This window comes from Bacillus clarus (assembly GCF_000746925.1).
Taxonomy (GTDB): Bacteria; Bacillota; Bacilli; order Bacillales; family Bacillaceae_G; genus Bacillus_A; species Bacillus_A clarus.
Genome location: NZ_JMQC01000005.1, coordinates 1 through 11,050, shown reverse-complemented (window position 1 = coordinate 11,050; position 11,050 = coordinate 1). Strand labels below are relative to the sequence as shown.

Sequence of the window (11,050 nt, the reverse complement as noted above, 5' to 3'; positions counted from 1 at the left end):
ATCTCCTATTATGATTATGGTATTGTTTAAAAGCAGATAAAAGGCACTGTACAGTAAAATGTATAGTGCTTTTTTTCGTTTGATGGAGGAATTCACTTGAGTAAAGATACATTAAAAAACATATTCCATGTGTATTGTTTCTATAAAGTGCGTTTGCAAAGTGATGCAGAGCCAGGTATGAGACGAAATAAGCTTGTATATGAGAGTCCTATACAAAAACATTATGAAAGTTTTATAGAGTGTCTGAGAGAGTTCTGTGAGGTAAGAAGCGATGTTGCAGTGTATTCTTTCTATCAATTTGTTGTAGATGCTGTTAACTCGTTAAATAAGCAAGAGAGAATACTGATTTATGAGCGGTATTTACATAAAGACCATTACAAATCAGACAGACAACATTACTTAGCAATGGATATAACGTCACAGAAGTATAGTAAGCAGATGGATCCAGCGAGAGGTAAGTTAATTAAGGACCTTGGGATAGAAGGTTTACAGTTAAATATTCCAGATTGGATGAAACGTTAAAGGGGAGCGGTGCTTAGTTTATTTAAAAATACATGTAGGGTTATATTATTTTTAGTTTTTATTTTAATCCTATTGCGTTTTACTATACTCACTGTTATACTAGTAAATGTGAACGACATGTTGATTTACAGGAGGTTAATAGTTTAATGATGAAATCACTATATCGGATTCTTGAATTAGAGAAAGATGAAATTTCGTCTTCTGAGAAATTGATTTTACTGACGATAGCGATCTACTCAGACAATAAGTTTATTCCATTCTCAATTACAGAATTGGAGAATTACTCAAATTTGAGTAGAGCTACGGTTACAAGATTGGTAAAGCAATTAGAAGAAAAGGGATTTATCGAGGTGCAAAGAAACGGAACGGCAACAAATTCTTACAAAGTAACGTTATAGAAACGAAGAAAGGGCAGGAGATTCCTCCTCCTGTTCTTTCAAATAACAATGGAGGGTTAGTAATGGGAGAGTTAAAAGATACCGAAGTAAAAGAAGTATGGCTTCCAGTCGCTGAATACGAAGGGTTGTATGAAGTTAGCGATCTTGGAAACGTCCGTTCGTTAGATAGACTTGTGGAACATTCGAATGGGCGAAAACGTTTTTGCAAAGGCAAGGCATTGAAACAATCGGATAATGGAAGAGGTTATTTTACGGTTAATTTATTTAAAAAAGGTAAACAAAAATTAATCAGCACACACAGGCTCGTTGCAGAAACGTTTATCGAAAATCATGAAAAATTGCCTGTTGTGAATCATCTTGACGGTGACAAACAAAATAATAGAGTTGGAAATTTAGAATGGACAACTTACAAAGGCAATACACAGCACGCTTGGGATGCAGGGTTAATCGATATAAAGAAACCTGTTGTGCAACTTTCATTAGATGGTGAGTTTATAAGGGAGTTTGATTCGGTTAGTAGTGTAAATGAGTATTTAGGTAAACGAAAAAGTGATGGCTATATAAGTGAAGTTTGTTCAAGGATATACAGAAGTAAAACAGCACTCGGGTACAAGTGGATGTTTAAAAAAGATTACGAAATAGAAAAAGCAGGTGCTGGCACACCTACTCTTTTACAAAAATAATCCCCATAAGAAAGGACGTTTAAATATGTTAACACAAAAAGAACAATTAAAACAGCTTGCAGAAAAAACGGAATTAGTTGAGGAAATAGCTTGGATTGCACATGATTTACTTACCGAGGAAGATTACACCAAAGAGAACGCAGCGGAAGCGTTAATTAAGGTTATTAATAGGGAATTATCATACGTTTCCAAAGTGCGTTAAACGAAGTTACATATAAATAAAACAACTCGGAGGTAATATTCATGGCAAACATAAATAAAAAGGATATTGAAAAAGTATTAAAAGATTTCATAAGCACTGTTAGAGGGAAAGGTGTCTCAATAGATAAAGCATCTGAATTAGTAGAAGAATTAATAACTCTTGTTCCACAAAAACGTCATGATGAATGGGAAGCGTTAGTTCATCATGCAATAGAAGAGGCGAATAATAAGGAGGGTATCTTATTATGAATAAACCGTCTATCACTTCAGAAGAATTCGGAATTCTATTGCGTGAGATTATAGAGAAAGCAAAACGTGGAGATGAACAAGCGATAAATCAATTAAATACGGTAAAAGGATGGTTAAATAATGATTAAGGCGTGGTGATCCACGTCTTTTTCTTATGTGGTCTGTAATTCTTAAGGAAAAGGATATATCATTGTTATAACGAATATTTTTCACGAGGTGATGGTGTTATGACAGATAAAACAGACAGCTCTCTATCCATATATATCAGTAAAGACGTAGCGACGATGCTTAAAATCCAGGAGTCTACTTTGAGGAAGTACTGTATCATGCTCGAGGAACACGGATTCCACTTTCATAAGAATGAGCATGGCCACCGTGGATTTATGGATAATGATGTTATAACGCTCCGGAAGTTAATTGAAATCAAATCACACCCTGATATGACATTAAAACAGGCTTGTGGCGCAATTATGACATGGGTTAAGGAAAAAGATATGTCAGAGGTTGATACAAACGTTATAACAGAAAATGAGCAACATGACGAGCGATATATCGAGTTAAAAGAGATGATTCAACAACAAAACGTAATGTTACAGCAGATGGCTAAGAAAATGGATGACCAACAACGTTATATTGATGAAAGACTAGAGAAGCGAGATCAGCAGTTGATGGGAGCTATCCGAGAAATGCAAGAAGAAAAACGAGTTTTATTAGAAACGGCTTCAGCTAGCCAGGAAAAGAAATGGTACAAGTTTTGGAAGTAGGATTCCTCATTTTTGAGGAGTCTTTTTTTGTTAGAAGTCAGTGGGTTTGAGCCACCAGGTTAGGTGTCGAGATAACGGACACCTACTTATGGACATATTTGTTTTTAAGTAAGGAGACATGGATAAGAAATGATAAGGATTTTACGGAGTACTTTTGCGGAGTGCTGTTATACTACTCCATTGGAATACGGAACGTTTTATGGAGCGTCTCGGAACGGTGATGTTACCATTGAGCGTTACCGTTACAAAACAAACAACTCAACTGCACCCTTTTTGTGTAGTACTTATTGTAGTACTGCACCTTTTTTATGTTGTACTACAAAACAAACACTACTAACTAAACGTAAGTATAACGGTAATTGAATGGTAACAGTGTTAAGGAATGATAAGGAGTATTAGTGCAAAATGACTGCAGTAGCGTTCTAGTAAATTACAAAACAAACGAACTCTACTAACCGTTCGTAATTGTGTACTTTTACGAATAAGAAAAAGAATAAGAAAAAGATATTGTTTTGTATTCGTATAAGTTATATGATTAGTTTACAAACATTCGTAAATTAAAAAACACATTTATGAACAAAGGGGAAGAGGAAAATGAACAAACGTTTCGCTTATATTCGAGTATCAGATAAAACTCAAAACGAAAATAGACAGTTGGACGAGATGTTGCAGCAGGAGATTGAAGAAAGAGACATCTTTATTGATAAAGCCAGTGGTAAAGACTTTAATCGTCCTAAATACCAGGCTTTAAAACAGATGCTACGTGCCGGAGATGTGCTATATATTAAATCTATTGATCGTTTTGGTAGAAATAAAGACGATATTTTAAAAGAGTGGAATGAAATAACGAAGGAGATCGGAGCAGATATTGTTGTTTTGGACATGCCTTTATTAGATACAAGACAGTATAAAGATGTATTAGGCTCGTTTGTAAGTGATTTAGTACTACAGATACTATCATTCTTTGCAGAAGAAGAGAGACGGAAAATTAAAGAGAGACAAAGAGAAGGTATTGACGCCGCACAAAGACGAGGAGCAACGTTTGGAAGACCTGCTGCTACATTCCCTCCTAACTTTAAGGAAGTGTACAAGCGTTGGAAAGATGGAGAAATTAAAGCGATAGAAGCAATGGAAGAATTAGAATTAAAAAGAACAACTTTTTACAAATTAATACAAAAATTTGAATCTGAAAAAATCAATAAAAGCTAATATTTTTAAATTATGTAAACTAGTATCCACATTTTCTGTGGATAACCCCCTTTATTTTCGATTTTCTTAAATAATCTTAAATAAATATTGTGGATAACCGTCATAATTGGTAAAATGGAAATACAGATTATGACGAACAAAGGCAAAGAAAAAAGCCGAGCTCCCCAGCTCGACTTAGATCTTACCAATAGCATCCCCATGCTATTAGTTTTTTGTGTCTCAACAACACTTTCGACTAAACGGTATTACTAGTACCAGTTAGTCATTGATGATTTTACGAATCATCTTAACGATTATTTTTTATGGATTGATACCCGTTTTATCGACCTTTGACAATCAAATAATTTAGGTACCATTTATATTAAGGTGAAATAAACACCTTATTTAACGTATGAAAAGTACTATAGGTCAAGTTGTAGCTATGAAAAGTTACCTATCATGAAACCTAAAGAGAAAAAAATATAGATACACATTGTATCTATTAAATTTAAAAAAGTTCTCTTAAAGTTAACCTATAACACTTTCAATTTTAACTGGTTGTAAAAATATTATCAACTATTTTTGTAAACTATCAGTATGCACCTGGTACCTCTAATTATTTGAGGTACCTTTTTTTATTTTAAATCAGAGAGGAAGATATAAATATGCTAGGAAAAGACATGATCTCATTAGACAACCCAAAGAAAGAGTATTTTAAACAATATGCAAAAAGTAATAAAACTCAAATTAATGCTAATGCACGGATCCGTAGACAAAAGCAAAAAGAGAAAGCGGAAAAGTATGATGAATTATTAGCAAAGCATAATAGATTAGTCACAAAGTTACGATCTAGAGGGATTGATGCAGAAGAATTATTACGATAAAGGAGGACAAGCTTAATGAGCAGTGTAGACATAAAAAAAGATGCTCAATCTTGTACAACGAGTTCCCTGCTACCAACAGGGGTACAAGATTCAGCACCTTCAATAATTACTCACATTAATAGTATACCAAGGCATCAAGTTATTGTACATCCTAAATCTTTTTCCAATCAGCCGCAAGGATACGAAATGGGAATAGTAACAAACGAGATAAAAAAAATGTATAGCGAGTATGTACCTGTCACTAAAATCCTGGACTATTTTACAAAAGGGCATTGTATCATGCTTTCAGATATGCAAATTGACTTTGAAAATAGGTTTTCTTTCATATCATCAAGTATATTTGCTATTGATATAGATGATGTAGAAAAAAAGACAAATCCTAAAGAAATAATCATGATGTTAAAAGATAAATTAGTAGGGTTATTCTATACGTTCAGTCATAGCAAAGAGGGAAAAGGTAATAGGTATAGACTGCTGTTTCAATTAGATAGAGTAATAACTGACGAGAAGAAAATGCGAAATATGATCTCGCTTGTGGCTAATGATTTAAAGAAGCAAGGTCTTCCGGTAGATACGCAAGCTAAAAACCCGTTACAGATTGTTCGAGGTGGGAATAAGGGATACGAACTTGTGAACGCCAACAATAAATTAAATGCTGATGATCTGCTCGATAGAATCAAACGGGATAACTATAAGAAGCAGCAAGAACAGTATAGTAACTTCGGAAAGCATCATCGCCCTGTATCTTTTAAGGCCTTAAAAGAAATGGCTGAATGTATTGGGTATATTCCATCAGGAACTGGCGAAACAGAATTATGGAATCGTCTTACTGTTGGTTTGAAGCACTATGCAAATAGCGGTTATATAACACAAGATGAAGGTTTTGAACTATTTGATATCATAAGTGGTGGCGAACAGTCCCAACGACAATGGGAAACTAAGAAAGCTAGTGGACAAGCTACCATTGGTAGTTTCATACGTGAAGCGAGAAAACGTGGCTACAAAGGAAAATATACCTATTTAGCAAACGATGACATTGAAGAAACGTACAACAAAGAAACAATCAAGGTGAATAGATATATACCTACTGATGTAGCTAAGGGTATTCTCACAAACAAAGAACGTGTATTAGTAGACAGCCCAACCGGAAGCGGTAAAACAACATCTTTTATAAACGCATTTAAGGAGTTGCAGGACAGTTCTAAACATTTCTATATATTCTCTGTACCAACTGTTACTTTGACGCAACAGTGTGCAAATAATCATGGCTTAATGGCGATTAAAGGACAGACAAGAGACTTATTCAAAACTATTCATACATACATCAAGAATCAGAACAGAGTATTTGTATCTACTTATGATATGGTACCAGCGTTAATTGAGATGCTACAAACCATGAATGAACCTCTAAAGATCAGTTATACATTGGTAGTCGATGAAATGCACAAATTTGTCACTGACTATGGTAAAGAATATCGTTTTGACGCTGTACAAAAGTTAAATGAAGCAGGGAAAAACGCTCGTGCTTTTATAGGACTGAGTGGGACGATAGATGATATATACAAGAATGATTTTGACAAAGTAATTCATATCGATAATGGAAATCCTGCTTCTCCATGTACAGAGTTCGCTGTATACACGTACAAAAAGAAAAAAGAAGGACTCGCTGAGTTGGTGAAGCTAATCGAAATTTGGAGCACTAAAAGAAAGTTGTTAATTTTCATCCAATCCAAAGACAAAATTACACAAATACAAGATGCATTACGTCAAAAAGGGATATCTGTACGTACAGTTAGCGCTGATAGCAAGAAAAATACCACATACAAACAGTTAGTTGAGGACGAAACAATAGAAGAAAGCGTACAAGTTGTATTGAGCACCTCTGTTATTGCAGATGGTGTAAACATCAAGAACAGTATGGAATGGGAAGTTATAGCTGTCTGTAACGACTTTTCGCCGCTATTTAACTACTCTGCTATGAAACAGATGTCTAACAGATTACGGAACCCTTACAGACGATTCTCACTATTCATGCAGGACGCAAAAGAAGAAGAACAAAACACGTTCTGTATCGAAAGTTCATATAAATGGCGATGCGATTCAGCAAAAAAACTTGTAGATGAAATCAATGAACACCCGTACTTTGATAAGCGCTTATTTCGCTCAAGTGAAATTGAGAAAAGATACGGTATCTACGAGGGTGATGAAAAGCTAGAAATCGATACTTTGTTTTTGCGTCACGCCGTGTCCAATGAGCAAGAAAAGTATTATTCAGCGTGCCGCTATGCCTTTATCAATGTTGTTGAAAAGGTTCTGCACAAAAAAGCGGTAGGAATACTAGATGTAACGGAAGAGATTAAGAAACAACAGATTGATTTGACTGACATAAAAGAAATATTAGATAGATTAAAAGAACAAGCAAAGAAAAGCGATGCAGAAAAAGAAGCAGGCATCTTACAGACGTTTGATAGTGAAGTATATCAAGCGTTTATGGACCAAAACGAGGAAGTTATTAACGAATTCAAAAAAGCTACATTACCACGTCACTTTGCTTGTATCTCTGGCTTAAGTAGAATAGCAGACTACGAAACATGTAAAAAGGTTGTAAGTGATGTGAAGCGAGATGCTGATTCACATGCGTTCTTTACTGCTATCCGTAGCGTGACAGATGCGAACTTCTTCTCTAAAGTAGATAGGCCTAATGCAACGAGAACGGTTTTCTTAAAACTACTTGAATTAGACAGTTTCATGACAACACAAGAGTACAAAAAGGCTTTGGATCTTATTGCTAAACAGGTAAAAAAGTCTGCAAAAGATGTAAAAGTGGTTGAAAAACTTGTTGTATTTGAGAGCAAAAAGGTTTCTAAAGGTGTTCGAGTAAAACGCGTGTCCGCTCCGATAACGGTTGATCACATTTCAGAAACTTATGATATCCCAATTAGTACTGTCAATGAGATCATGAAGACATATACAGAGCGTTTCATCAAAGAAGAACAAAAAGGTGTACAAGCAATAGCGAACGGATTTAAGAGAGCGTGAGAAATCACGTTCTTTTTTTATACTCTCTAAAGGGTGGCGTTTAAGCCCATCTGTTATATATATATATTTACAAATTAATGGACCTTAAATGCCACCCAAGAATTCAGTAATATCAATGGATTTAGCGTTTTTTTCGGAAAGAAAACAGTACTCTATCTCCAGGCTTCAAAACAGGTTCATTTTCTACTAAAAATGATCGTTTTTCTGAGGAGGGAACATACCTCTGTAGGTATAATGTGATAACTAAACAACTCAAGTAGTAAAATCGGATGTCTTTGCATGAAATCCTGCATAAATCAGTACAAGAATCCTATATTATCAACAATCATAATGCATATTCATTAGTAGATAGTGTACGGGCTGTATACAGAGTGATATTCATAGTATGAAGGTCATGCAATAAACGCATTGTTAACAAGGCTTAGATACCCTTTACTTACAATTTATCAGTTTACATAATAAAGATTATAAGTAGTAACTGTTATCGTTACAACAATCAACACATTCTTTATATTTGTTACACGCAAATCTTTAATCATACCACGCTAACAACACATTGGTAAATAGAAAAATGATATAATTAAGATAAGGAAAAAGAATACAAGAGAGGTGGAATTATGGAAAAAGAAAAATGTTCAGCGAAAGAAGCGAAAAATGCTTACTTACGAAAATGGAGAGCTGCGAATCGCGATAAGGTTAAGCAGTATAACGATAGATATTGGGAAAAGAAAGCAAAAGAAATGGAGGAACAAGGATGTCAGAAGTAAGTATGGAGACTGTTATCAAAGGGAAGCACCAAAGTGATTTGCTGAAGCATTTAGAAAAAATAGGAATCTCGTTAATGAGTCAAAGAGAAGATTTGTTAGAGCAATGGGAGAAAGAAGGACATAAAGAGGAAAGCATTTTTGAAGATGATATTAAATTTGTCGAAGAATTAATGAACCGCAATGAAGAACTAATGTTTGATGTGAAGGTTGAATTGATTACGATTATGGATAAGATTCACCATCAGAAAATGGGGTACTGATATGAAAAAAGACATAAAAAAAGACCTCCCTCATTTACATAAGGTGGTACTCTCAATACTACCTTTAGGGAGATTTAATGCAATAACAACTAAAGAAATTATGGCACGTACGGGAATAAAAAACAAGCGTGCTGTATCTGGGATTATAAGTGATTTAGTAGAAAAGTATAAACAACCTATCGCTACAACGTCTAGAAAAGAGTTTAAAGGCGTTTTTATCGTGCAGGATATCATAGATTACCAGATCGGGAAAGAAGGACTTGTGAGTAGGAAGAATCACATTGAAAAAAGAGATTCTTCTTATACAGAAGGGTGTTTACAAATAATAAAAGGGATGGTGACGTTAGATGAGCAAAAAACAACAACTAAAAATAGAAAACCCGAAAACTCTTACTCTCAAACAAGATGAAAATGGGTTTGTTCTTGAGTTTGATGGAAATAAAGAACTTATCATCCCGGTAAGAGAACCAAAGAAAGATATGTTTTTGAGTGCTATGATGTCTCCTAGCTTCGAAGAAATCAAAGAAGAGTACAAGGAGTATCAAAGAGATAACGAAAAGCTAACAGAGGCTTATATAGATGTAAAAGAAGAGTATGAAGCAGCGAAGGACAACTATGAAACAGCGTTAGAAGCTTCTCTGACTGGCAAAGGAACAGCAGAGTATGCAGAAGGATTACAACGTGTTATGGAGCAGAAGAAAACGAAGCTAGATACCTTAGAAGCGATTAACAAGAGAAAAGGGAAACACTTCCAAAGCAAATACACTGTACAGGACATTGAAGATAGCTTATCTGTAAGCAGAAATGCACATTCAGCAAGTTACCTTTCAAACGATTCGTATTGTGGAGATGTTTTTGAAGAACTTTCAAAGCAAATCGTTAGTAGGTTGAAAGACTTCACATGGATTCTTGATAGAGATACTGATGAATTAAGTTTTGCAGTGCAAGAAATGTATGGTGATGATGCAGCAAGAGGGAAATTCAAAACAACAACCAGTGTTTACGGTGTGAGTGAAAGCGATCAGTAATCACAATGGTGTTGTAAAGTCAGGGATACCTCCATAGCGGAAAATGATAACACAAAGAAATTATCATAACTAAAAAAACAACTAAAAAACAGGAGTGATTTATTAATGAGTAATATAAATTATGCAAGTCAATATGAAAGTGGTGTACAACAAAAATTCGCACAAGGTTTATCTTTTGAGGCGTTATATAATACGCCAAATAATAAAACGATAAAATGGGGCGGAGCAAAAACAATTCAAATTCCACATATCACTGTTGGTGGATACACAGACGTTAACCGCGATGTTGTAGGTAGTTACACACGTCGTGTTGATAACAACTGGGAAACTAGAACGTTAGAACATGACCGTGAGTTTAGAACTTTAGTAGATCCACAGGACATTGATGAAACAAACATGGCATTATCTATTGCTAATATCACGCATGTATTCAATACAGAATCTTCTATTCCTGAACATGATAAATACATGGCATCTAAATTGTATTCTGAATTCACTAGAGCAGGTAAAACAGCGAATGCTACAGCTCTTACAACTACTAATATTTTAGCTATCTTTGATGACATGATGTTAGAAATGGATGAAGCTGAAGTTCCACAAGATGGACGTATTCTATATGCGACTCCTGTGGTTAAAAAACTATTAAAAGAAGCTGAAGTGATTCAACGTTCGTTAGACATTGGAGGAGCAGCTGGAAAGGCGGTTAACCGCTCTGTGTACTCTCTTGATGACGTAACGATTGTAACTGTTCCTTCATCTCGTATGAAAACAGCATACAATTTTACAGAGGGTGCAGTTGTTGACCCAGTCGCAAAACAAATTAATATGATCTTAATTCACCCGTTATCAATTTTAGCGCCACAAAAATATGAGTTTGCAAGCGTAGATGAACCTAGCGCAACAAGTGGAGGTAAATACCTTTACTATGAGCGCAAATACTGGGATGTATTCTTGCTACAAGCTAAAGTTGATGGCGTGAAAATTAATATCACCGCATAAGAAACTGTATATTGCGATTATTCCGAAATTGGGTTATAATTAGGTTAGCGTAGTTTAGTTGGCCATAT

At 35.0% G+C, this 11,050-nt stretch carries 15 protein-coding genes; all 15 read left to right on the top strand.

The window, feature by feature from the left end; translation table 11 throughout:
• The first annotated feature begins 96 nt into the window (after positions 1-96).
• On the top strand, positions 97-522 hold the full coding sequence (locus DJ93_RS00215; protein ID WP_042978641.1) for a hypothetical protein: 426 nt from the start codon (positions 97-99) through the stop codon (positions 520-522).
• 146 nt (positions 523-668) lie between these two features.
• Positions 669-920, top strand: coding sequence for a helix-turn-helix domain-containing protein (locus DJ93_RS00210; RefSeq protein WP_042978640.1), 252 nt, complete (start codon positions 669-671; stop codon positions 918-920).
• A 62-nt stretch (positions 921-982) separates the two neighbouring features.
• The gene (locus tag DJ93_RS29570) at positions 983-1,603 is read left to right on the top strand and encodes an NUMOD4 domain-containing protein (protein WP_052109470.1); all 621 of its coding nucleotides are present in this window, start codon (positions 983-985) and stop codon (positions 1,601-1,603) included.
• A 25-nt stretch (positions 1,604-1,628) separates the two neighbouring features.
• Positions 1,629-1,805, top strand: coding sequence for a hypothetical protein (locus DJ93_RS33000; protein ID WP_181969268.1), 177 nt, complete (start codon positions 1,629-1,631; stop codon positions 1,803-1,805).
• 41 nt (positions 1,806-1,846) lie between these two features.
• Entirely contained in the window at positions 1,847-2,053 is a 207-nt protein-coding gene (locus tag DJ93_RS00200; RefSeq protein WP_042978639.1) for a hypothetical protein, read from the top strand.
• Positions 2,050-2,181 carry a hypothetical protein gene (locus DJ93_RS34330; protein WP_259300277.1) on the top strand — a complete coding sequence of 44 codons (132 nt, stop codon included), beginning with the start codon at positions 2,050-2,052 and terminating at the stop codon, positions 2,179-2,181. Before DJ93_RS00200 ends, DJ93_RS34330 begins: the two co-directional genes overlap by 4 nt.
• Before the next feature lie 99 nt (positions 2,182-2,280).
• Positions 2,281-2,817, top strand: a complete 537-nt coding sequence (locus DJ93_RS00195) for a DUF3967 domain-containing protein (RefSeq protein WP_042978638.1) — start codon at positions 2,281-2,283, stop codon at positions 2,815-2,817.
• A 594-nt stretch (positions 2,818-3,411) separates the two neighbouring features.
• A complete protein-coding gene (locus tag DJ93_RS00190) occupies positions 3,412-4,026 on the top strand; it encodes a recombinase family protein (protein ID WP_042978637.1) in 615 nt (204 codons plus the stop codon).
• Positions 4,027-4,670: 644 nt separating this feature from the next.
• Positions 4,671-4,889, top strand: a complete 219-nt coding sequence (locus tag DJ93_RS00185; protein WP_042978636.1) for a hypothetical protein — start codon at positions 4,671-4,673, stop codon at positions 4,887-4,889.
• Positions 4,890-4,904: 15 nt separating this feature from the next.
• Positions 4,905-7,928, top strand: coding sequence for a DEAD/DEAH box helicase (locus DJ93_RS00180; RefSeq protein ID WP_042978635.1), 3,024 nt, complete (start codon positions 4,905-4,907; stop codon positions 7,926-7,928).
• A gap of 617 nt (positions 7,929-8,545) precedes the next feature.
• On the top strand, positions 8,546-8,695 hold the full coding sequence (locus tag DJ93_RS32995) for a hypothetical protein (RefSeq protein WP_241484227.1): 150 nt from the start codon (positions 8,546-8,548) through the stop codon (positions 8,693-8,695).
• Positions 8,683-8,955: a hypothetical protein gene (locus DJ93_RS00175; protein ID WP_042978634.1), complete on the top strand. Its 273-nt coding sequence runs from the start codon at positions 8,683-8,685 to the stop codon at positions 8,953-8,955. The genes DJ93_RS32995 and DJ93_RS00175 overlap by 13 nt, the downstream gene beginning before the upstream one ends.
• Before the next feature lies 1 nt (position 8,956).
• Positions 8,957-9,364, top strand: coding sequence for a hypothetical protein (locus DJ93_RS00170; protein ID WP_052109469.1), 408 nt, complete (start codon positions 8,957-8,959; stop codon positions 9,362-9,364).
• On the top strand, positions 9,303-9,983 hold the full coding sequence (locus DJ93_RS00165) for a hypothetical protein (protein ID WP_042978633.1): 681 nt from the start codon (positions 9,303-9,305) through the stop codon (positions 9,981-9,983). Before DJ93_RS00170 ends, DJ93_RS00165 begins: the two co-directional genes overlap by 62 nt.
• A 105-nt stretch (positions 9,984-10,088) precedes the next feature.
• Positions 10,089-10,982, top strand: coding sequence for a hypothetical protein (locus tag DJ93_RS00160; protein ID WP_042978632.1), 894 nt, complete (start codon positions 10,089-10,091; stop codon positions 10,980-10,982).
• Positions 10,983-11,050 lie beyond the last annotated feature (68 nt).

Excerpts from the sequence above, each read along its gene's own strand:
- DJ93_RS00210 (WP_042978640.1), top strand. The coding sequence starts at position 669 with ATGATGAAATCACTATATCGGATTCTTGAATTAGAGAAAGATGAAATT.
- DJ93_RS29570 (WP_052109470.1), top strand. The coding sequence starts at position 983 with ATGGGAGAGTTAAAAGATACCGAAGTAAAAGAAGTATGGCTTCCAGTC.
- DJ93_RS33000 (WP_181969268.1), top strand. The coding sequence starts at position 1,629 with ATGTTAACACAAAAAGAACAATTAAAACAGCTTGCAGAAAAAACGGAA.
- DJ93_RS00200 (WP_042978639.1), top strand. The coding sequence starts at position 1,847 with ATGGCAAACATAAATAAAAAGGATATTGAAAAAGTATTAAAAGATTTC.
- DJ93_RS34330 (WP_259300277.1), top strand. The coding sequence starts at position 2,050 with ATGAATAAACCGTCTATCACTTCAGAAGAATTCGGAATTCTATTGCGT.
- DJ93_RS00195 (WP_042978638.1), top strand. The coding sequence starts at position 2,281 with ATGACAGATAAAACAGACAGCTCTCTATCCATATATATCAGTAAAGAC.
- DJ93_RS00190 (WP_042978637.1), top strand. The coding sequence starts at position 3,412 with ATGAACAAACGTTTCGCTTATATTCGAGTATCAGATAAAACTCAAAAC.
- DJ93_RS00185 (WP_042978636.1), top strand. The coding sequence starts at position 4,671 with ATGCTAGGAAAAGACATGATCTCATTAGACAACCCAAAGAAAGAGTAT.
- DJ93_RS00180 (WP_042978635.1), top strand. The coding sequence starts at position 4,905 with ATGAGCAGTGTAGACATAAAAAAAGATGCTCAATCTTGTACAACGAGT.
- DJ93_RS32995 (WP_241484227.1), top strand. The coding sequence starts at position 8,546 with ATGGAAAAAGAAAAATGTTCAGCGAAAGAAGCGAAAAATGCTTACTTA.
- DJ93_RS00175 (WP_042978634.1), top strand. The coding sequence starts at position 8,683 with ATGTCAGAAGTAAGTATGGAGACTGTTATCAAAGGGAAGCACCAAAGT.
- DJ93_RS00170 (WP_052109469.1), top strand. The coding sequence starts at position 8,957 with ATGAAAAAAGACATAAAAAAAGACCTCCCTCATTTACATAAGGTGGTA.
- DJ93_RS00165 (WP_042978633.1), top strand. The coding sequence starts at position 9,303 with ATGAGCAAAAAACAACAACTAAAAATAGAAAACCCGAAAACTCTTACT.
- DJ93_RS00160 (WP_042978632.1), top strand. The coding sequence starts at position 10,089 with ATGAGTAATATAAATTATGCAAGTCAATATGAAAGTGGTGTACAACAA.